This window comes from Candidatus Bartonella washoeensis Sb944nv (assembly GCF_000278135.1).
In the GTDB taxonomy this organism is placed as follows: domain Bacteria; phylum Pseudomonadota; class Alphaproteobacteria; order Rhizobiales; family Rhizobiaceae; genus Bartonella; species Bartonella washoeensis.
Map to the genome: position 1 here is coordinate 384576 of NZ_JH725022.1, position 22602 is coordinate 407177.

General features: G+C 37.6%; 16 protein-coding genes. 12 read left to right on the plus strand and 4 right to left on the minus strand.

Annotated features, from left to right (window positions below; genetic code table 11):
* The first annotated feature begins 190 nt into the window (after positions 1-190).
* The 3 genes from MCQ_RS01655 to MCQ_RS01665 are packed head-to-tail and all read left to right on the plus strand — an operon-like array spanning position 191 to position 1091.
* Positions 191-637, plus strand: a complete 447-nt coding sequence (locus MCQ_RS01655; protein WP_006923146.1) for a DNA polymerase III subunit chi — start codon at positions 191-193, stop codon at positions 635-637.
* A complete protein-coding gene (locus tag MCQ_RS01660; RefSeq protein ID WP_006923147.1) occupies positions 637-789 on the plus strand; it encodes a hypothetical protein in 153 nt (50 codons plus the stop codon). Before MCQ_RS01655 ends, MCQ_RS01660 begins: the two co-directional genes overlap by 1 nt.
* A 38-nt stretch (positions 790-827) precedes the next feature.
* Positions 828-1091: a hypothetical protein gene (locus tag MCQ_RS01665; protein ID WP_006923148.1), complete on the plus strand. Its 264-nt coding sequence runs from the start codon at positions 828-830 to the stop codon at positions 1089-1091.
* Here MCQ_RS01665 and MCQ_RS01670 read toward each other — a convergent pair.
* Entirely contained in the window at positions 1088-2377 is a 1290-nt protein-coding gene (locus MCQ_RS01670; RefSeq protein WP_006923149.1) for an MFS transporter, read from the minus strand. The two genes, MCQ_RS01665 and MCQ_RS01670, sit on opposite strands and share 4 nt — an antisense overlap.
* Before the next feature lie 461 nt (positions 2378-2838).
* On the opposite strand from MCQ_RS01670, the gene MCQ_RS09165 reads away from it, so the two are divergent.
* From MCQ_RS09165 to ndk, 5 genes are all read left to right on the plus strand, one after another.
* Positions 2839-2982 (plus strand): hypothetical protein, encoded by a 144-nt coding sequence (locus MCQ_RS09165; RefSeq protein WP_159052265.1) that lies wholly within the window; start codon positions 2839-2841, stop codon positions 2980-2982.
* 11 nt (positions 2983-2993) lie between these two features.
* Positions 2994-6872: a BafA family autotransporter gene (bafA, locus tag MCQ_RS01675; RefSeq protein ID WP_006923150.1), complete on the plus strand. Its 3879-nt coding sequence runs from the start codon at positions 2994-2996 to the stop codon at positions 6870-6872.
* A gap of 370 nt (positions 6873-7242) precedes the next feature.
* Positions 7243-9807 (plus strand): BafA family autotransporter, encoded by a 2565-nt coding sequence (bafA, locus tag MCQ_RS01680; protein ID WP_006923151.1) that lies wholly within the window; start codon positions 7243-7245, stop codon positions 9805-9807.
* A 385-nt stretch (positions 9808-10192) separates the two neighbouring features.
* Positions 10193-12778 (plus strand): BafA family autotransporter, encoded by a 2586-nt coding sequence (gene bafA, locus MCQ_RS01685; RefSeq protein ID WP_006923152.1) that lies wholly within the window; start codon positions 10193-10195, stop codon positions 12776-12778.
* A gap of 403 nt (positions 12779-13181) precedes the next feature.
* Positions 13182-13604 (plus strand): nucleoside-diphosphate kinase, encoded by a 423-nt coding sequence (gene ndk, locus MCQ_RS01690; protein WP_035007772.1) that lies wholly within the window; start codon positions 13182-13184, stop codon positions 13602-13604.
* Between the two features lie 100 nt (positions 13605-13704).
* On the opposite strand, the gene pgsA is transcribed toward ndk, so the two are convergent.
* The 3 genes from pgsA to MCQ_RS01705 all read right to left on the minus strand — a co-directional run bounded on the left by pgsA (position 13705) and on the right by MCQ_RS01705 (position 17632).
* Positions 13705-14286, minus strand: a complete 582-nt coding sequence (gene pgsA, locus MCQ_RS01695; protein ID WP_006923154.1) for a CDP-diacylglycerol--glycerol-3-phosphate 3-phosphatidyltransferase — start codon at positions 14284-14286, stop codon at positions 13705-13707.
* A gap of 73 nt (positions 14287-14359) precedes the next feature.
* Positions 14360-16345 carry an excinuclease ABC subunit UvrC gene (gene uvrC, locus MCQ_RS01700; protein ID WP_006923155.1) on the minus strand — a complete coding sequence of 662 codons (1986 nt, stop codon included), beginning with the start codon at positions 16343-16345 and terminating at the stop codon, positions 14360-14362.
* 423 nt (positions 16346-16768) lie between these two features.
* The gene (locus MCQ_RS01705) at positions 16769-17632 is read right to left on the minus strand and encodes a 23S rRNA (adenine(2030)-N(6))-methyltransferase RlmJ (protein WP_006923156.1); all 864 of its coding nucleotides are present in this window, start codon (positions 17630-17632) and stop codon (positions 16769-16771) included.
* A gap of 1982 nt (positions 17633-19614) precedes the next feature.
* Here MCQ_RS01705 and tatA point away from each other — a divergent pair.
* The 4 genes from tatA to serS are packed head-to-tail and all read left to right on the plus strand — an operon-like array spanning position 19615 to position 22542.
* The gene (gene tatA, locus MCQ_RS01710; protein ID WP_006923160.1) at positions 19615-19929 is read left to right on the plus strand and encodes a twin-arginine translocase TatA/TatE family subunit; all 315 of its coding nucleotides are present in this window, start codon (positions 19615-19617) and stop codon (positions 19927-19929) included.
* A gap of 55 nt (positions 19930-19984) precedes the next feature.
* Complete coding sequence (tatB, locus tag MCQ_RS01715; protein WP_006923161.1) at positions 19985-20425, plus strand: Sec-independent protein translocase protein TatB; 441 nt, start codon at positions 19985-19987, stop codon at positions 20423-20425.
* A complete protein-coding gene (gene tatC, locus MCQ_RS01720) occupies positions 20422-21204 on the plus strand; it encodes a twin-arginine translocase subunit TatC (RefSeq protein WP_006923162.1) in 783 nt (260 codons plus the stop codon). The genes tatB and tatC overlap by 4 nt, the downstream gene beginning before the upstream one ends.
* 60 nt (positions 21205-21264) lie before the next feature.
* Positions 21265-22542 carry a serine--tRNA ligase gene (serS, locus tag MCQ_RS01725; protein WP_006923163.1) on the plus strand — a complete coding sequence of 426 codons (1278 nt, stop codon included), beginning with the start codon at positions 21265-21267 and terminating at the stop codon, positions 22540-22542.
* The last annotated feature ends 60 nt before the right edge of the window (positions 22543-22602 follow it).

The following is a 22602-nucleotide window of genomic DNA, read 5'->3' on the forward strand; positions in this document are numbered from 1 at the left end:
TCTTTTTTAATTAGAATGACAATTTGCCTTTTTTCTTTTATATCTTTAACATCGATGAAAAAAAAGATAATTTGTACAGTAAAAAAGAAGAATGATTTTGTCTTTAATAATTTCTTTTATATACTAGCGACGTAGACGCTTCTCCAAAAAGATGTTGGCTTTTTTATAAAGAGTGATGAGGGCTAAGAGGATGGATATTTTTTTCTATCATTTGACGCAGTCAACGCTGGAAGATATTTTGCCAACACTTGTAGAGCGTGCGCTCGTTCGTTTTGGTAAGATCACAATACAATGTGTGAGTAAAGAACAACGCGATGCTATAGATACACATTTATGGGTTTATGCTGATGAAGCGTTTATTGGACATGGCACGGAATGTGATCAATATCCAAGTTTTCAGCCTGTATTTCTTACCACGAGTCATGAAAATCCGAATGATTCAAAGATACGTTTTCTTATAGAGGGAGCAATTTGCTCGGATGTTGACGCTTATCAACGAGTTGTCGTGATATTTGATGGACGAAGCGATGAGCAATTGGGTCTCGTTCGTGCTCAGTGGAAGAAATATAAAATGGAAAATCATAATTTAACTTATTGGCAGCAGACTGAAGATCGCGGTTGGAAAAAACAGGTTTGATGCGTGTAACGTCTATTATTTTGATTTTTATAGGATTGATGGGCATAATGAATCCAGAGATTTTTATTGCAGAAGGAACGGGGGGGAAGGCGTTGGGTTTTTATTGTGATTTTTTTTCTGGGGGCAATAAAGATGTGTTCAACAATCGCTAATTGTTTTTCTTCTCGCAAAATATTCAAACGGAATGATAATGATTGTTGATCGGCTCTTGCTTATTTTATGGGCTGTGATGTTAGCTTTTCTTTGCGTTTCATGGTTGGGAACAACGCATATTCTATCACAAATATTTCCTATTACTTATATTGGTAATATCGTGGACATATTGTTTTTGTTTCTCAGTGCACTGTTTGCTGGAGTATTGTGGTGGATAGTGCCTCAACCAATGCCTTTGAAAATAAAACTGGCAGCATTTTTGCCGCCAGTACTCGTTTTATTGTTCTTTACTATGTTTTAATTGGATATTTCATCTTCCGTAAATCCAACGAAGCAAATCAGTGAAATAAAGGAGGAAAGAAGTAAGTAATACCCGATATAGGAAGTATCAAAATGTTGCACCAGATGTTCTGCAATATAAGGTGCAAGAGATGCGCCTACGATACCAGATAGGTTGAAAGTTATAGAAGAACCAGTGTATCGAATTGCTGTTGGATATGGTGAAGCCAAAACAGCACCAAGCGGACTATAGATCATACCCATAATCGACAAACCAATTGTAGACATGGCAAGAACTCCTATAATTCCAGAGTCTAAGAAATAAGGAATTGCGAAAGAATAGAGTCCAGTAATGATTGTGATCCAAATCATTAAAGTTCTGCGCCTAATACGATCAGCGAGTTTTCCAGTTAGGACAGTAAAAATTCCACAAAAAACAGCACCGATGACTTCTACTTGGAGAGCTTGATAAAATGACAATTGCAAATAGTTTGTTGAATAGCTTAACAAATATGCGGTGACCAAGTAAAATAAAACAAATGTTGCCATTCCAGAAAATGTCCCAAGAAATAGAATTCTTGGACATTTTAAAAAGACTTCTATTATAGGGACTTTGACACGCTCTTTACGCTCAAGGGTTTTTTTGAATGCGACTGTTTCATTAATTGAAAGACGAACCCATAACCCTATGATCATAAGAACAATCGATCCAATAAAAGGAATACGCCATCCCCATGCTAAAAGTTCATCATGATCAAGGAAGTGCAATAAACCTAAATAAACAATAATAGAAGAGAATAAACCGATTGGAACGCCTAATTGAGGGAACATCGCGTACCAGCCACGTTTTTCTGGTGGTGCATTTTCTGTTGCGAGCAGAACAGCCCCTCCCCATTCGCCTCCTAATCCCATTCCTTGTCCAATACGGCACAAAGTTAAAAAGAAAGGCGCCCACCATCCAGCTGTTTCATAAGTAGGAAGGAAACCGATAATGACTGTTGACAGACCCATTGTAAGAAGAGCGGCGATAAGTGTGGCTTTTCGTCCTATTTTATCTCCAAAATGTCCAAAAACAATAGATCCAAGGGGGCGCGCAAAAAAGGCTGCTCCAAAGATCAGAAAAGACTGTAAAATAGCCAGTTGGTCATTTTGCGTTGGAAAAAACACATGAGGAAAGATAAGAGCTGCAGCAGTTGCAAAGACATAAAAATCAAAAAATTCAATTGTTGGGCCAATAAGACTTGCAAACAAAATTCGACGAGGAGAGTTTCTTTTGCTTGCGCCTTGTATTTCTGAGTTTATAGACATGAATAGAATGTCCCTTTCAGTATATAACAAATCAAATTATGAAACTAACACCTTAAACTATAAAAATTTCAATTCAGTGTCGAGTCGATATTATTATGATTCTAGTGCATGAGAACAATTAATAAGGGTACTATAAGCATGGATGATTACACTGTAAATGTATCTGAATTGAATACAATAAAGGCATCGTTTTAAATGCCATAGAAGATAGAAGGTCTGTTTTTATAGACGATGCAATTTCTTTAATCTTATATTGCTGTTCCCTTTAAAATACAGACACTATTTTTATCTGTATTAGGAAGCAATCTTCGTGTCGTGGATCAGTTTTAATATCTCAAGAATATTAAAAAACTCTTTATAGAGATGTAATTAGAACGAGATGTAATTAGAACACTTTTTTGCTGTATAAGAAAATATTTCAACTTTTAATTGTGCATGAGCTTAAAAACACAGACTGTATAATGTTTGATTATTCAGAGCTTAGTGCCCTGAATGCTTTGGGTAGGACGATTTATCGTCTTGAAAAACATCAAATTGAGCAGTTGCGTCATGTTATTTTTGTATATGCACTCTTAAAAATATGCGGATTTTTTTATTTGCAATGATGGAGTGGAGAATGCAACGCAAATTGAGGCTGAGTTTTTGGGCATTAATGACCAGTAGTTTTTTTGTAAAGGTTGCAAATACAGTTGCATTAGCTGCACCAGGAGAGAGACCAAGAATTCCAGTAGGCTTAAGTGGGCAGTTAGGAGAAATAGGCGAAAATATCGTTAGTGAAAATCTTACAGTTAAGAATGGTCAAGTTGAGATTGTTAAGAAGGGAGAAACTTCAAAAGGTATTCATATTGGCAAATATGGATTGCAAAGTGTTGAGTATGGAGGACAAACAGAGGAGGCTAAAGTTTATGGTGGTGAGCAGAGTATTTTAGGAGAAGATAGCTATGCTTATAACACTGAAATTCATGGAAAAGGTGAAACGCTGGGACAACAGAATGTGTATGATGGTGGAGCGGCTTTTTTCACAGATGTTATGAGTGGAGGAGAACAAAATATTGATACATGGTTTGGAGATGAGGGGGGATTAGCAGTAGATACGAAGGTCTTTGCAGCTGGGGTGCAGAATGTTTTTTCTGGTGGTAAGGCAAATACCGTTACTTTGGAAGAAGGAGCTCTTCAAAGAGTCTATACTGGTGGACGTGTAAAAACTCTAACGATTAATGATAAAGCCAATTCATTGATCTATCCTGGTGCGGTATTAGAAGGGGAAGTAAAAATTAATGATTCTGGAAAACTTCATCTTTATGCTGGAGATAAGGGGCAGCAAACGAAAGCAGAAGAAATTATTTTAAATGGAAAAGAGTCAAAATTATACTCTGTTGCCACTGAAGTTAATGGCTCAAGCACTCTGATTGAGAAATTAAGTGGTCAAGGGAGTGTTATTTTTACTGCTACTTCTATTTCTACTGATTCTAATAAGTTGAATTCGTACTATTCTCTACTTTATATTGCTGATCTTTCGGGAAGTATAGATTTTAATTTGAGGGTCAATTTTGCAGAGAGGTATGGTGATTATCTTGTTGTTGAGAAAGGGGCAGGTAATCATACAATAAGCATTGTAGATTCTGGTGCTGAAATTACCAATTCTTCCTTCCACACAGTTGATTTAATTACAGACAAAAGTGGAGGAGCTCATTTTTCTTTAAAAAACCATTCCGGTGAACATGGTAAACAAGTGGAGGCTGTTGATGGGGGAGCTTATATGTATAGTTTGCAACAGAGAAATGGTAAGAATGGAGAAGAAAAAATTTGGTATTTGGCGGTGTCAGAAAAGCCGTCTGCTTCCTTAATCACTCCATCTAAGACAGTATTGCCTATAACTGAAACTCTTGAAAAAGAAGAAGATATTGCATCTTTGAAAGATTCTATAGTCAGTTCTTATGCAAATGATTTCACTTTTTATCCAGATGATTTCATTATGGGGCAGGGAGGAGAAATCCTACAAAGCTCTGTACTCAGTGATGATAACACAGTTTATATTTCGGATGATGGAGGGACAGAGAATCCTAAATGGTCCTTTAACAACATGGTTGAGGGATCTGGAATACTCTATGTTGAAGCAGGTGGTTTCAGTAAAAATACTACAGTTGGGGATGGTGGTTCTGAGATTGTGGTAGAACAAGGAATTTCAGAATCTACAATCATTTACGCAGGTGGAAAACAAAGGGTAGAGGGAGGGGGATCTGCATTAAAAGCTGAAATTTATGGCGGTGAACAGTTTGTTTCTGGAGATGGTTATGTGAACGGTGGGGTTGTGGGGAGCAGTGTTTATAACACCAGAATTTATGGTCAAGGTGGAATACTGGGACAACAGAATGTATATGATGATGGATTGGCGGTGGGAACACAAATTATGAATGGAGGGATACAAGTTCTTGCTAAATGGTTTCCAGATGATGATAATTTTGCACAAAAAAGTGGTGGTTTAGCATTCAATACTGAGGTTTTCGCGGGTGGTATGCAGCGTGTTTTCGCTGGAGGTGAGGCGGATACTGTTATTTTACACAGCCATGCGGTTCAAGAAGTCTATTCTGGTGGATCCGTGAAAAATCTAACGATTGAAGGCAAAGCTAATTCATGGGTCTTTGCTGGTGCGATGTTAGGAGGAGAAACAACAGTTCATCATTCTGGAAAGATCCATCTTTATGCTGGAGATGATGAGGAGCAAACTACAGTCGAAAATATTAATTTAGAGGGTGAAAAGGCTAGATTATATGCTATTGCTAGTGGATATGAAGATGCAAGGACTCACATTCAGAAGTTGGGTGGTGCAGGGAGAGTTATTTTTACGTCTGCTGATTCTGATTTATACTACTCTCGGCTTTATATTGATGAACTTTCAGGGAGTTTACATTTTAAATTTCATGTTAGCCTAGCAGAAGGAGAGGGTGATTCCCTCTTTATTCAGCATGGTAGTGGTTATCACACAATAAGTGTTGTAGATTCTGGTATTGAAATCGCCGATCCTTCTTCAACCAATCTTGATTTAATTACTGATCAAAGTGGAAAAGCACATTTTACTCTGAAAAAGTTTTCTGGTGCAGAAATAAGCGCTGTTGATGGTGGAACCTATATGTATGGTTTAAAACAGAGGGAGGGTGATGATGAAAATGAAAAAATTTGGTCTTTATCTGCGGTATTTATTGATAATGTTTCATTTATTAACGGTTTACCACGCAGTAGGAACAGAGCTCCGCGATCTTTAAGTCAAAATCAACCAGTTTCTGTTCTTTCAACTGTTACAATTTTCGAAAATCCAGCTCATGAGGCGTTAGGTTCGAAGAGAAATCGTGTGCGTTTCGATCACAGACGTTTACCCCTTGCTCCTTTGAGTGTTTCATTACCAGAAGATCGAGCTGTTGAGTTGTCACGTCCAGATGGTGGGCATCCTTCTTCTGATGTGCAACAGCAGCCTGCTGTTTCTGCAGATGCTTCCTCTTTAGCCAATCAGATGCTTGTGCGCCCAAGTGATCAAGATCAACCTTCTGCTCAATTGAGCCAGGAGCTGTCAGTTTCTAACTTTTTAACCACTCCCTCTACGGATGCGGTGTTGTCGATGTCCGTGACACCAGGGCTTGTGTTTCACAATGAGTTGCAAACTGTACGTACAGGGCGAGGAACTCTAGATAGAAATAAGAAAAATACGGCGCTATGGACATATGCAATCAAGAGTAAAGAGAGTGTCGCTACAGGGCATATAGATTTTAAACTTGAGCAAACGGGTATTGTCTTAGGGGTAAGTGGTTTAAGCGAGTTAGCGGATGGAGAATTTTATATTGGTGGTTTTGGCAGTTATGATCAAGCCCATGTCACGCATGCACGAGGTGGGATCAGTGGTATAAACACTTATAGCATCGGAGCTTATGCGACTTATTTTGACCATAGTGGATTGTATCTGGATGGTGTTTTGAAATACAATCAATATCAAACTAATCTGAAAGCTGTTTCCACGAATGGGTTAGACATTGAAGGAAATTATAATCAATGGGCCGTTGGGTCGTCATTTGAAGCGGGTTATCGCTTTAAGATGGCTGGGAGCGGTTGGCTGCAACCTTATGCGCAATTCACGTGGTTGCAAGTTGAAGGTAAAGAGATCAAGCTCTCGAATGAGATGACTGGTGATATCAAACCTTTTATTTCCTTGCGCAGTGAGGTTGGCTTATCGTTAGGGTATGAATTTGGATTGGGCAGAGATACATCATCTCTGGCTTACATTACGGCTGCATGGTTGCGTGAGAATAGAGATAACAATCACACGACGATTAATCAACAGCATCAATTTACCACGGATTTGTCAGGGAATGCAGGTAAATTAGGATTTGGTTTGAGCAGTTTAGTCAGTGACAGATTAAAGCTTTATGCGGAAGCACATTATGTCAAGGGGCGTAAAACAAAGCAGGCTCTTCAAGGTATTTTGGGTGTGCGCTATAGTTTCTAACGCGCTGTTTTTTTCTTTGACCAATCCTTAGCTTATGGCTAATTTTAAAATGAAGCACTCAGTTAAACGTGCTCGGGAAATAATTTGTGAGAGAAGAAAGATTTTTATAATAAGTTATATACCTCATAATGGTTTTTTCTCGTATTTTATTCTTTCTCTTTGATAAAATTGGGGGTGGGCGGTCAAAAAAGCAATGGAGGCACTGCCTTACACTCTCCATTAAACAAAAATTTGGTCAAATACAAAGAGTAATTTTTATAATATTAATAAAGTGTTAAAGAGAATTCTTAAAAGTTTAGGTTGAAAATAAATTTTGCAGAGCTAATTACCTTTGATGTCTACTCAGACGTGAAAGGGGGAGGATATAGTTATGCAATATAAGTGGAAACAAGGCTATTGGGTACTCATGATTAGCAGCTGTTTTATTCAAGCAGCTGTTGCAGATGAGGGCGGGACGTTGTTTTTTTGTCAACCTTCGAATTATAGCATAAATGAGAAAATATTCCATAGTCAAAACAATGGAGATATGAGAACAGGTAAATGCATAAAGATTAGGGCATCTAAAAGTGATACCATTGTCGAAGTAGGTGGCGGGTCAGGGGCTTTTGAAATGCCTAATGATATTGCTACGGATAAGAGTAGTGAAATATTAGCCAGAAAAATGCAGGTTTCAGTTGGCAAGAGTACTGGCAATACCGAATTCTATGCGCAAGAAAAAAATATTGCTGGGCGTAAAAATCCTGAACTCATTTTTGTTAATGATGGGGCATTTTTGGAAAATTTTGTGCTCGATAATAATGGTAAAGCTTATTTTTCAAATAATGGTAAGATAGATAGTCCGGGGCTATCTATAAATAACACGGTTAGAAATGGTGGAGAGATCTATGTTTATGCAGGAGGTATTAGTGAGAATAGCAAAATTGAACATGGAGGAACTGAAACTGTTCAGGCTTCAAAAGGAAAACAAGGTTTTTCAAAAAATGCTATCGTTAAAGAAGGTGGGCGGCAAAATGTTAGGAATGGAGGAAAAGTAGAAGGGACGAAAATCTATGGTGGTGAGCAGCTTATTTTCGGGGAGGGTGATATCGGAGGACAGATTAAAGGAAGTAGTGCTGCGGATACAGTAGTTTATGGTCAAGGCAAAACACTAGGACAACAGAAGATATACGATGGGGGAAGTGCTTGGAATACGAAAGTTATGCAAGGAGGTGTACAAGAGGTTGCAAAAAAGTCTCAAAGCACCAAAAGTGGTGGTTTTGCGTTTGATACACAAATCTTTGGTGGTGGTAAACAGCGTGTCTTAGAAGGAGGGAAAGCTATAGGCGTCTCTTTAAATGAGACGGCTATTCAGGAAATATATGCTGATGGTTCTGTGAAAAATCTAACGATTAATGATGAAGCAAAATCATGGGTGCGTGCAGGAGCAACATTAGAAGGGAAAACCCTTGTAAATCATTCTGGACAGCTTCATTTTTATGCTGGAAATGATCAACACCGTACCACATTAGAAGACGTTATTTTAAATGGACAAGATACAAAATTATACTCCATTACAGGAGAGTTTGATGGAAAAAGCTCTCGCATTCAGAAATTAAGTGGTGAGGGGAGTGTTATTTTTGCATTTACTGGCTCTGATCCTTATTATTCTCAGCTTCATGTTAATAATCTTTCCGGAAGTTTACATTTTAAATTCAATACCACTCTTGCACGGAACCGTGGTGATTATCTCTTTGTTGAAAATGGAAAAGGTCATCACACAATAAGTGTTGCTGACTCTGGAGTTGAAATCACGGATCCTTTTTCAAATAAGCGTGATTTAATTACTGATCAAAGCGGTGGAGCGCAGTTTACTCTGACAGATCTCTCGGGTGAAAAAATTAATGCTATCGATGGTGGAACCTATATATATGATTTGAAAGAGAGAAAAGACAAAAATGGAAAAGTTTGGTTTTTGACTGCGGACCGCATTAGTGGACCAGAATCTTCACTTCCTAATCCAACAGATCCGTTAGCTCCTGCGTCAACAACTCCTTCAGTTGATGCAGTGCTTTCTCTAGCGGTAGCTCCTGGGCTTATTTTTAACAATGAGCTGCAAATTGCGCGTACTGGCAGAGGAATTCTGGATCAGAATAGGAAAAATACAGATTTATGGGCTTATGCGATTAAGAGCAGAGAACGCATTGCTACAGGTCATACACATTTTAAGCTTGAGCAAACAGGTATAGTGTTCGGCGTTGATCATTTAAACGAACTAACACATGGAGATTTGTATGTTGGTGGTTTCGGCAGTTATGATCAGGTACGCGTTGCTCATGCACGAGGTGGTGATAGTGATATAAGCAGTTATAGCATTGGAACTTACGCAACTTATTTTGATAATCGCGGATGGTATATGGATGGTGTTTTGAAATATAATTATTACAGAGATAATTTGAAAGCTATTTCAACGAACGGTTTAGCTATTCAAAGTGATTATAATCAGTGGGCGATAGGTGGATCATTTGAGATTGGTTGTCGTTTTGAGACGGCACAGAGAGGTTGGATGCAGCCTTATATCAAACTAACAGGAATGCAGGCTGAAGGTAAAAAAATCGAGCTTTCCAACGGAATGACAGGTGATATAAGTTCATTAAATTCATTCCGTAGTGAAGTTGGGTTAACAGCAAGTCATGAATTTATTGTTGGTACAGAAAATTCATTAACGGCTTATATTACGGCAGCTTGGTTGCGTGAGAATATAAATAATAATCATACGACAATTAATAACCGGTATCAATTTATCACGGACTTATCAGGAAATGCGGGTAAATTAGGAATAGGTTTGAACAGTTTTGTTAATGACAAATTAAAACTTTATGTGGAAGCGCATTATCTGAAAGGGCATAAGATTAAGCAGTCCCTTCAAGGTATATTTGGATTACGTTATAGTTTTTAAATATACGTTTTACGCACTGGTTAATCTGAGATCTCATTATTTTCATGAGCTAAATATTCAATGTCTATACACTCTTGAGAATGTATAGACATTGATGGTGATCTTACACTCTCTTAAAGGCAATATCAGTTTTTCAATGATTATTATAAGTCTTGCAAATTATGCTTTGAATACAAAGGCATAATTTGCATTTTTTTGAGTTATACAGCCTCAGACTAGAAGCTTCTTTTTGACGTAATTTTACAATTAATAGTTGTAATTGCAGCAAATAATACACCTAAAAATTGCATTTAACCATAAATAAAACACATTACGATACAATCTACAAGAGACTACCTGCGTAATTGCGGGATGTTGTCTAATAATTTAGAGTGGAGTGTGGATGATGCGACATAAATGCAAATTGAGTTTTTCAGTATTGATGATTAGTAGTTGTCTCGTGCAATTCGCAAGTGCGGTTGAAAGCAAGAATGGGGCACTAACAAGGATGACAAGTGTGACGAATGGGAGGAAGGTGCAAAAAGGTTCAGCGTTAATTACATTTCTGGTCAGTAATAATATTTCAATCGAGGATGGCGGTGTAGAGGTTGTCGATAATGGTGGCACTTCTATGGGAGCCACTATTGAAACAGGTGGAAAACAGATAGTTACGCGCCAAGGAACTGCGATGGGGACTAAAGTTAATGGGGGTAGGCAGTTTGTTTTTGAGGAGAGTCCTGTAAATCTTGAAAGCGTAGGGAAACCAAGCAGTGCTTATGATGCCACAATTTCTAGTGGAAATGGAGGAGTTATAGGGCAGCAAAATATATATGATAGTGGAAAAGCTTGGAATACGAAAGTTATGAGTGGAGGTGAACAAAATCTTTATATGGGGGACAAGAAAACGGGTGGCGGTTTTGCACAAAATACCATGGTTTCAGGGAATGGTAGGCAGCACGTTTTAGAAGAAGGAACAGCTGCTAATACTACCTTAAAAGATAAAGCTACTCAAGTTGTATATCCGGGTGGGATTGTGGATGGCTTAACGATTACTGACTCTGCCAGTTCGTGGTTATATGTTGGTGCTGAAGTAAGTGGGAATATAGAGGTCAATGGTAGAGGACATCTTTATTTGTATGCTGGCGATAGAACAAATCATATGACAAAAGAAAGGGTTTCTATAAAGGGAAGAAGTGATGAAGTACTATCTTCTGTTGGGATGCGGCATAACAAAGATAAATCTCGGATTGATATGGATAGTTTAAGTGGGAATGAAGGAACTGTTCATTTTACTTCTGTCCCATATGATCCGCGTCATATTTCCCTTCATGTTGCACATTTGTCAGGTAATTTACATTTTTATTTCAATATTAGTGCCACAGGTGATAGCAGCGATTACTTATTGATTGACAATGGTACAGGTAATCACAAAATAACCGTTTCCGATTCTGGTCGGGAAATTACACCTCTTTTCTCGCAAACGAGTAGCTTCACTACCCAGCTTAATTTGGTTACTGATAGAAGTCAAAACGAAGGAGCTAATTTTACTCTAGAAAATCACCTTGGTAAGGAAATTACAACTATTGATGGTGGAACTTATATTTACAGTTTGTATAAAAGAAAGAGATGTGCTGATTCTAATGGTAATTTCACAATTTGGTATTTAGGTATAAGTAATGCAAGCGCGGTCCGTGCGAATACTTCCTCTCAGTGTGTAAATCAGAAATCTAAGATTTCTGTTGTTACGTCTAGTAATATGGACACTCGTACGCAGTCTCATCAGAAGCGCCCTGCATCTCGTAATGGTAAAGGGAAAGGAAAGGAGACGACCCTTTTAAGACCTCCACGGCATTTGAGAGAGGCTCAGCAAGATCCTGCTCCTTTGAGTGTTTCATTACCAGAAGATCGAGCTATTGAGTTGTCACGTCCAGATGGTAGGCATCCTTCTTCTGATGTGCAACAGCAGCCTGCTGTTTCTGCAGATGCTTCCTCTTTAGCTGATCAGATGCTTGTGCGCCCAAGTGATCAAGATCAACCTTCTGCACAATTGAACCAGGAGCTGTCAGTTTCTGACTTTTTAACCACTCCCTCTACGGATGCGGTGTTGTCGATGTCCGTGACACCAGGGCTTGTGTTTCACAATGAGTTGCAAACTGTACGTACAGGGCGAGGAACTCTAGATAGAAATAAGAAAAATACGGCGCTATGGACATATGCGATCAAGAGTAAAGAGACTGTCGTTGCAGAGCATATAGATTTTAAACTTGAGCAAACGGGTATCGTCTTAGGGATAAGTGGTTTAAGCGAGTTAGCGGATGGGGAATTTTATATTGGTGGTTTTGGCAGTTATGATCAAGCCCATGTCACGCATGCACGAGGTGGGATCAGTGGTATAAACACTTATAGCATCGGAGCTTATGCAACTTATTTTGACCATAGTGGATTGTATCTGGACGGTGTTTTGAAATACAATCAATATCAAACTAATCTGAAAGCTGTTTCCACGAATGGGTTAGACATTGAAGGAAATTATAATCAATGGGCCGTTGGGTCGTCATTTGAAGCGGGTTATCGCTTTAAGATGGCTGGGAGCGGTTGGCTGCAACCTTATGCGCAATTCACGTGGTTGCAAGTTGAAGGCAAAGAGATCAAGCTCTCGAATGAGATGACTGGTGATATCAAACCTTTTATTTCCTTGCGCAGTGAGGTTGGCTTATCGTTAGGGTATGAATTTGGATTGGGCAGAGATACATCATCTCTGGCTTACATTACGGCTGCATGGTTGCGTGAGAATAGAGATAACAATCACACGACGATTAATCAACAGCATCAATTTACCACGGATTTGTCAGGGAATGCAGGTAAATTAGGATTTGGTTTGAGCAGTTTAGTCAGTGACAGATTAAAGCTTTATGCGGAAGCACATTATGTCAAGGGGCGTAAAACAAAGCAGGCTCTTCAAGGTATTTTGGGTGTGCGCTATAGTTTCTAACAGTATGTTTTCTCTCTGTTTAGCTTTAAATGTGGAGGTGTTTTGCACGCAGCCATTTGGTATCTGGATAATGTTCTTTGAGAGAAGAAAACTTGTTATTAAAGTCTGTATGCTTTGCTGCATGTTATGTTTTTGCTTATATTTTTTCTTTCTCTTTGATGAGAAATCTTTAAGGGGAGGGGTATCGCGGGCTACGCAAAGAGATTTGACTTTTGTAAAAAAGGCAATGGCACTATTCTGAAGGCATCAGGTACCATTGGCATTTCTATTTTATTGAAATTTACTTTATGATTAGTGATGCGTTTTTGAAAATTCGTGCGCATTTTCTCAGAGTCACTTGGCAAGAGGATTCTTGCTCGCTATAGAACAGCGAGATAATATTGTGAATAATAAAGGTGGTCAAATGGCTGTAGAACGAACTTTTTCAATGATTAAACCAGATGCAACCCGTCGTAGTTTAACAGGAGCGATTACAAAAATGCTTGAAGATGCAGGGTTGCGTGTTGTCGCATCGAAACGTGTGTGGATGAGCAAGCGTGAAGCTGAGAAATTTTATGCTGTTCATCAAGAACGCCCATTTTTCAGCGAATTGGTTGAGTTTATGTCTTCTGGACCAACAATTGTGCAAGTTTTAGAAGGCGAGAATGCAATAGCGAAAAACCGTGAAGTGATGGGTGCTACGAATCCTACAGAAGCAGAGGAAGGGACAATTCGTAAAATCCATGCTTTGTCGATTGGTGAAAATTCTGTCCATGGTTCAGATAGTGCTGAAACCGCAAAAACAGAAATCGCTTTTTGGTTTTCTGAAATGGAAATTGTTGGTTAATAAGAGCGCATATAACAACCAAAGGGTCCCGAAATGTATGTTTCGGGATTTTTTTTATGAGGCTATAGATTTCTTTAAAAGAGTGTTTTTTTACAATTTTTCATGTGATGACATGTTTTAAGCCTGCACGAAAATAATCCCACCCTGTCCACAATGTAAAGAGAGCTGCAACCCACAGCATAATGATGCCAAATTCTATTGTATAAGGAAAAATTTTATTACCAGCTGGTCCCGCTAAAAGAAAGACAATAGCTACCATTTGTACAAAAGTTTTCCATTTTGCAAGACGAGAGACAGGAACACTGACTTTCAATTCAGCTAAATATTCACGTAATCCTGAGACAAGAATTTCTCGACAAAGAATGATAATGGCAGCCCATAATGTCCATCCAGCAATTGTACTGTCTGCGGCAAGCAAGAGCAAACAGGCAGATACGAGAAGTTTATCTGCAATTGGATCTAACATGCGACCAATATTTGATGTTTGTTCCCAAATACGGGCAAGATAGCCGTCAAGAAAGTCAGTAATGGATGCAACCACAAAAATCGAGACAGCAACCCAACGTGCGATATCACTTGATTGCAGCCGTCCTTCTAAAAAAAAACAAGAAACAACCATTGGTACAGCTACAATTCGTGCGTAAGTTAAAATATTTGGAAAAGAAAAAGTATAATTTTTCATAGGCTATTTTCAATTCTTTGTGAAATACGATATACTTGGTAAACGTAACAAGGCAAAGATTGTGAAACAAGTATTATTTTTCATTAAAATGGTTATGAATTTTTTGTGCAATCATAACAGAAATGCCTTTGACTTTTATTAAATCTTCGAGAGAAGCGTTGGCAACAGCTTTAGCGCTTCCAAAATGATGAAGTAACGCCTTCTTTCTTGTTGGACCAATATTTTCAATTTCATCAAGCGGATTTTTGAATGTTTCTTTTTTGCGTTTTGCTCTATGCGTTCCAATTGCAAAATTATGCGCTTCATCACGGAGGCGTTGCAAAAAATAAAGGATAGGGTCACGCGGAGGGAGAGTAAAGGGTGTTTTTCCTTTTATAAAAAATCGTTCATTGCCCGCTCTACGGTCAACACCTTTAGCTATTCCCACGACCGTGATAAGATTATCTAATCTTAATTCAGATAATATTGTATGCACACTATTTATTTGTCCTTCTCCACCATCGATTAATATAAGATCAGGCCAAATGGGAAAAGGATCGTCGTCTATATCTTTTGTATCGTTGCTGTCATTAGGCAGTCCATGTTCCTTGATAAGGCGTGAAAATCTTCGTTTAATCATTTCTTTCATCATGCCAAAATCGTCGCCGGGCATGATATCGGTCGAACGAATGTTGAATTTGCGATATTGATTTTTAATAAACCCCTTTTGACCAGAAACAACCATTACACCTACTGCATTTGTTCCCATAATATGGGAATTGTCGTAGACTTCTATACGGCGTGGGGCATGAGGCAGTTGGAATATTTCAACAAGACTTTGAAGTAATTTTGTATGTGTTGCTGTTTCAGCAAGTTTGCGTTCGAGCGCTTCACGAGCATTAATATAGGCGTGATTAACAAGGGTTTTGCGTTCACCTTGTTTTGGTAAGGAGAGGAGTATTTTACGATTTGCTTTTAGACTGAATGCTTCTGTAAGAAGTGCTTTTTCTTCGATTGCTTCAGATAAAAGAATGAGTTTTGGAAGTGGTTTATCATCATAGAATTGGGCAAGGAAACTCGTTAAAATTTCAGTACGAGAAAAAGATGGATCTGCTTTAGGAAAATAGGATCGGTTTCCCCAATTTTGTCCCATGCGAAAAAAAAATACTTGAATGCAGGTCATAGCTCCCTGTTGTGCAATTGCAAATACATCTGCTTCTTCTACCCTTTGAGGATTAATACCTTGATGGCTTTGTATATGAGAAAGCGCCGTTAAGCGGTCGCGATAGGTTGCTGCTTGTTCAAAATCAAAATTTTCTGCGGCTTTATGCATAGCTTGAACCATATCCTTTTTAACAGATTGGCTTTTTCCTGAAAGAAAAGCTTTGGCCTCTCTAACGAGTTCTCGATAAGCACTGTCACTAATTTGATGAGTACAGGGCGCAGAACATCGCTTGATTTGATAAAGCAAACACGGGCGTGTACGGTTTTCAAAAACTGAATCGGTACAGGTGCGTAATAAAAAGGCACGTTGTAAAACGTTGATTGTTTGTGTAACTGCACCTGAAGAAGCAAAAGGACCAAAATAATCGGCTTCTCGTGTTTTTGCACCACGGTGTTTATAAAGTGCGGCTGCTCGATGGTCATTGGTAATAATAATATAAGGAAAGCTTTTATCATCCCTCAGTAACACATTAAAACGGGGGTGCAATCTTTTAATGAGATTTGCTTCTAAGAGTAAGGCTTCTGTTTCTGTGTGAGTAACGACAAATTCCATATGATATGTCGCACGAATCATACGCGTAATACGGTTATTATGCCCCTGTTCACGGGTATAGTTTGAAACACGTTTTTTTAGATTACGCGCTTTTCCAACATAGAGAACATCGCCATTTTCATCAAACATCCGATAAACCCCTGGTCTATGTGGGAGATGTTTGACAAACTCTTGTATGAGTTTTGCACCTTTGAATTGATTTCTATCGTTTCCTAGATGGGCATTGTCCCATGGTATGTTAGAGAGAAAAGATAGCTTTTCTAGTTCATTCGTGGGACAAGCTGTATTGTTTTTCAAGATCATTTAATTTAACCAGAAATATTTTATGATTGTCATATAAAACGTGCTTTTCCCTCAAATACTATTCTTTATGTATTTATATTTTTTTTCTATAAATAACGCATTATTGTAATGAGATCATACGATTTTGCAGTTATTATTTTTCATAAAAAATACGAAAGCAATTTCAGAAAACAGTTTTACAAGGTTACAACCTTTATTCAATGAATTGAATTTAAAGGATAAATTGATTACGATAAGAGACTAATAAAAATAGGCTTTTTAAAGAAAAAAATCAAATTCCTGTTTTTAGCTATGATGTGCATTTTGGACTGGCATGACCTAAAAATTCAGGGAATTCGCGTAATGTTACACTTCTAAGGAGTGCAATAGCTCTTAATTTTCACGAAGACAATTTTGATTGAGGTAAGAATAAAACAAAAAAATCTAACATAATAGATGTTCTTTCTGGAGCCATTTATGAGTCATTCTTGCATTTTTATCTTGTCCAAGACGAGCGATAAGAAAGGGGCTGAGTTTTTTCATTTCTTCTTCAAGAAGATAAGGCGGATTAATAAGAATCATACCACTTCCATTCATTGTCGGCGGTATTGAGCTTTTTCGAATACGCATTTCGAGTTGCAGAATTTTGGGTATTCCTGTTTGATGAAGTGCATGAAGAAAATTTTCAATTTCTTTGTCATATTTAACAGGATACCATAAAGCATAGATTCCTCCAGGGAAACGACGATAGGCCTTCACCAGTCCCTCAACAAGACGGGAAAATTCACCAGGTTTTTCAAAGGGAGGATCGACGAGAATAAATCCACGTTTTTCTTTTGGTGGTAGATGGGCATTTAAGGAAAGCCAACCATCCAAATGCAAGACTTTGGTTTGATAATCACCAGAAAAATGGCTTGCTAAAATGTGATAATCTTCACAATGCAATTCAATTGCTGTTAGCCGATCTTGTTTACGCAATAGTTGACGAATAAGAACAGGAGATCCAGGATAAAATACGATTTCTTTTTTATCCCTATTGAGCGCATCAATGATATTGCACCACGGGTAAAGGAGTGCCTTTAAGTCTTTTGGGATAGGAGCTGATAGGAGCCGTAGAACCCCTTCACGCCATTCTCCTGTTTTATGTGCCTCTAAAGAGGAGAGATCATAAACGCCAATTCCAGCATGCGTATCTATAACGCGAAAAGCTTTTTCTTTGCGTTTAAGATACTCTACAATGCGAGTGACAATAATATGTTTAAAAACATCAGCAAAATTGCCAGCATGATAAATATGCCGATAATTCATGAGTAAACTCTATCATACATATGATTTTCCACCAGATCCCTTTATTAACATAAAACGACAGCTTTTTTATCAACAAAAGCTCTATTGTAGAGATAAAATAATATTTTGATCAAAAAATTCCGCATATTCAGAATCTTATCAATGTCAAAGATTTGTGTTATTGGCTATGCTATTTTTATATCGTTTTATATCGATGCAATTTATATTAACTGAAACAAGCAATAATATCTTAAATCTTTTACCAGATCATGGACAGTGAGAGAGCAATCACAGTCACTTCGATTTAAGACATTTGTCATATTGTAAGGAATTCCTTTATGAGACTGTTTCACAGGAGTGTAGTTTGACTGTCAGTTTTGTACTAAGTAGGAAGAGGTGGGATTAGGTAAGAATACGTGGTAATTTGTTGTTTTTATCGATATCTTTTACCATCAAATGCGTGTTTTTCAAAATAGATTTTGACACCTAAAATTGCGAAAAAGAGCTAAAATCAGAAAAAAGGGTATTTTCATTGTAAAAATGAGAGAAGGCTTTGAAAGGTCTTTGAAGATCCTTTGAGAACTTCTTTAAAAACCTTTGAAAAAACAAATTGGTACAAAACCTGCTGTTAAATGATACAAAAACTGGTGGCAAGCTACAATTGCTGTGAAGATTTATATACACATCTGATAAATTTCTGTTAAACTAACCTGTTAGTTGTGTTTTAAAAAGCCGATATAAGTCTATGAACAAGAGCAGTAAAAAATGCGAGCATGATGTGTAGATAGATTTCCGACGAAAACATTTTAAGTAATGATTTTTGTTGGTTGGATCTCAAATTTTATTTTCATGTGCGAAATCGCTAGGGTTTGGGTATGCTATCGAAATATAGCTCTAAAAAATTGACATGAGATATACAAGCTTCCTCAAGCAAACTAAGGATTATTAAATCATAAACATCAAGATGTTGTGGTAGTGTCAGAAATAAAAACTATGATTACTGGTGTTTCTGTTTTTTCCTAAAAAATCCTTTATTGCTGAGCATAAGCCTTCTTCATTTGCGCGCAATTATTGAGTTCAACGATGATATCAGACGTTTACCATATCTTTACGTGAGGTAAGTGGAGGTGGTGATATTTTCATTTTATTGATTAGGAAGAAGGAAGGGTAAAAATTTCCTTGACCTTTGGGGAGCGTATTATCCAGCAGCTGTAACTTTGGTTAAAAAATATTAGAATAAGGAGATTTGTGCTGCATGGCTTAGTCTTGACTTCATATTTTTGATTTAGTGAAGTTTGGCATAAATGCTAATTATCATCTTAGATGTCTCAGTCAGCGGATCACATAATATTATTAGAACGTCGTACTTATGTTTCAAAATATAAATCGTTACAGCTTTACAGCGCACGATAGTTCAATGACTTTTGGATAGAGAGTTTTTCTTGTGACACAAAATGTTGATTTATAATAATAATTCATTTTTTTGCAACTTGAGTAAGAGCCACGAATACTTGTAGATTTTCTCATTTAAAATTCTCTTATGATGGATCAATGAAAGCTTTTTCAGACAATACGTTTTCGGACAATGTTTCAGATTTGATATGTAATTTTTTTTCGCTAAGCAGTGATATTGTTCTTCATTGATAATTGTGAAGAGTTGTTTACGATTGTGCATACGACACCGTCTTAGAAGACAAAACATGTATGATAGTTGCACAAGAATTTTGCAATTTAGGGAGATCAGGTGAAACAGCTTTAAGAGAAGATTCCTCAAGCCTTTTAGTACGTATTATTTCTCAATTATCTGCCTTTATTATAATATGCTGAGCAAAGTGGAGAGAGGCTAAAAAGTTAGTTGGCAATAAAAAACGTGTGATTGTTTTTAACTTGGATAAAAAATATACAAGTAAGATATGAATATATTTGCTACATTCTTTACACAGTGAGCGTCTGTCCGTAGCATTAACAAATGAAATCAAATTTAAAAGCAGTGAGAGAGAGTAATGGGTAATATTTTTTCACCAACGCATTTAATTGTAATTTTACTGATTATCCTTGTGCTTTTCGGGCGTGGTAAGGTTTCTGAATTAATGGGCGATGTTGCTAAGGGAATTAAAGCTTTTAAAAAGAACATGAAAGAAGAAGAGGAGAGTGTTGAGGATAAGCTTAAAACGACTGATTATTCCAAAACAATTGATATTGAACCTCAACAATCTCAACCATTATCGGTGAAGCGTATAGCAGCACGCAGGAAAAGTTCTTCTTCCTCTCAAGCAGGTAAGACGTCTGTTACTAAAAATAAGCGCGTAAAAGAATAAAGGCACAGCCATAAATTGTGCATTATTTTCTTAATCAGGAAGTAGAGTATAAGTGATGTTTGGTATTGATGGGCCAGAGTTTCTTTTGATTTTACTTGTTCTTATCATCGTAGTTGGACCAAAAGATTTACCTAAAGTGCTAAGAACAATGGCAAAGGCAATAGCTTATGTGCGTTCAACAGTAAATGAATTTCGTCACCAATTTGATGATGCAGTAAGACAAGTTGAGCTCGATGATTGGCAAAAAACATTATCAGATATTAATGATCTTAATCCCGACAAGAAGTTAAAAGAGGTTTTTAATCCTATTCATGATGCAGTAGAGGATATCTGCAATAATTTTGATGTAAATACAACGCACCATAAACTGGGAAAAGATAAAGAAATTTTGGGATGTGATCACAACAAAACCAATGAAGATTTAACCATATCTGGTGATCCTCTTAATACGGGGGACATTTCTGTAACTTCTACAGATAAAGAAGGTGCGTCATGAATGTTAAAAAAGATGAAGTTTATGCCAATATGGCACCACTTTTAGAACATTTGATTGAACTCCGTCAGCGAATTATTGCGACTCTGATTGCATTTTTGATAGCTTTTATTGTGTGTTTTTTTGTAAAAGATTACATTTTGAATTTTTTGATATGGCCTTATCAGTGGGCGATGAAAATATCAGATGGTAATCCTGAGGGTATTCGTTTGCAATCAACACAAGTATGGGAAACTTTTTTAACGAAGATGAAACTTGCTGCTTTTGGGGCGGTACTTTTGTCGTTTCCTTATACGGCTTTTCAGTTTTATAGCTTTATTGCACCAGGACTTTATAAAAATGAGCGTGTGGCTTTTTTACCATTTCTCATTGGTGGACCAATTTTATTTTGTATTGGGGCTATCTTTGTTTATACTCTTTTAGCGCCGATAATGCTTTGGTTTAGCCTTTCTCAGCAATTTCTTCCAGATGCTCATTTAAGAATAGAGTTTATAGTTCGTATCTCTGATTATTTGAGTTTTATGACATCGTTTATTCTGATTTTTGGCTTAATGTTTCAATTACCCCTTATCACCAGCCTTTTAATAAAAGTTGGACTTTTAACATCGCATGGTTTGGTATCTAATCGAAAGTGGGCTATTCTTACTTCTTTTATAATTGCGGCGATAATAACTCCATCCGATTTTTTTACTATGTTTGCAGTGGCCTTACCAACAATAGCTCTTTACGAGATTTCAATTTTAATTGCTTATTGTATGGAAAAGAGAAAAAAATCCTCTTAAGGGAGGTTTATAAATTGTGCGATAAGAAATGAATAGAAACGATGCAAATGAGGAATTTTGATGCTTGATATTAAGTGGATTCGTGAACACCCTGAGAAACTAGATGAAGCGTTGGCAAAGAGAGGCAGTGAGCCACAAGCTGAAAAGTTAATAAAACTTGATCTTGAGCGTCGGTCACATGTTGCTAAAGTGCAATCTGCGCAGGAGCGTCGCAATATAGCCTCAAAGGAAATAGGACAGGCTCTAGCTGCGTGTGATCAGAAAATGGCAGAACGCCTTAAAGCTGAGGTTGAAGAGATTAAAGGCTTTCTTTCTTCTGCTACAGCGGAAGAAAAACGGTTGACAGAAAGCTTTGAGAAGATTCTTTCAGCACTCCCGAATATTCCATTGGATGATGTTCCAGAGGGTAAAGATGAAAGCGATAATGTTATCATTAGACATTTTGGTACACCGCCAACGTTTGATTTTGTACCAAAAGAACATTTTGATCTTGGTCAAAATCTCAAGCAGATGGACTTTGATCGGGCGAGTCGTTTGTCAGGGGCACGCTTTACAATACTTTCAGGGGCATTGGCACGGCTTGAACGTGCATTGGGTCAATTTATGCTTGATGTACATGTTGAGGAGCACGGTTATACAGAGGTTTCGGTACCTCTTCTTGTTCGAGATGAGATTGTTTACGGAGCAGCCCAGTTGCCAAAATTTGCCGACGATCTCTTTCGGACGACAGATGGACGGTGGCTTATTTCTACAGCAGAAGTGCCGTTAACCAATTTGGTGAACAATGAGATTCTTGAGGTATCAGATTTGCCATTGCGCTTTTCTTCTTTAACTCCCTGTTTTCGTTCAGAAGCGGGATCTGCAGGTCGTGATACACGTGGTATGTTGCGTCAACACCAATTTTGGAAAGTAGAAATGGTATCGATTACCACTAAAGAGCAGTCTTTAATTGAACTGGAACGTATGACAGAGTGTGCAGAAGATGTGTTGAAACGTCTTGGTTTGCCTTTTCGTACAGTTGTTCTTTCTACTGGTGATATGGGATTTGCTGCATGTAAAACTTATGATATTGAGGTTTGGCTTCCTGGACAGGGATGCTATCGTGAAATTTCTAGTTGTTCAGTTTGTGGAGATTTTCAAGGGCGACGTATGAATGCCCGATATCGTAAAGAAGGCGAAAAAACATTGCACTTTGTTCATAGTCTTAATGGTTCTGGTACGGCTGTTGGCCGCTGTCTCATTGCTATTCTTGAGAATTATCAGCAAGCTGATGGGTCAATTATTGTTCCAGATGTTTTACAGCCCTATATGAATGGTATCCGTTATATTACTGCTTAATTTTTGCAAAAGGAGAAACGATATGCGTTTATTACTGCAATATAATCGCATCAAACGCAA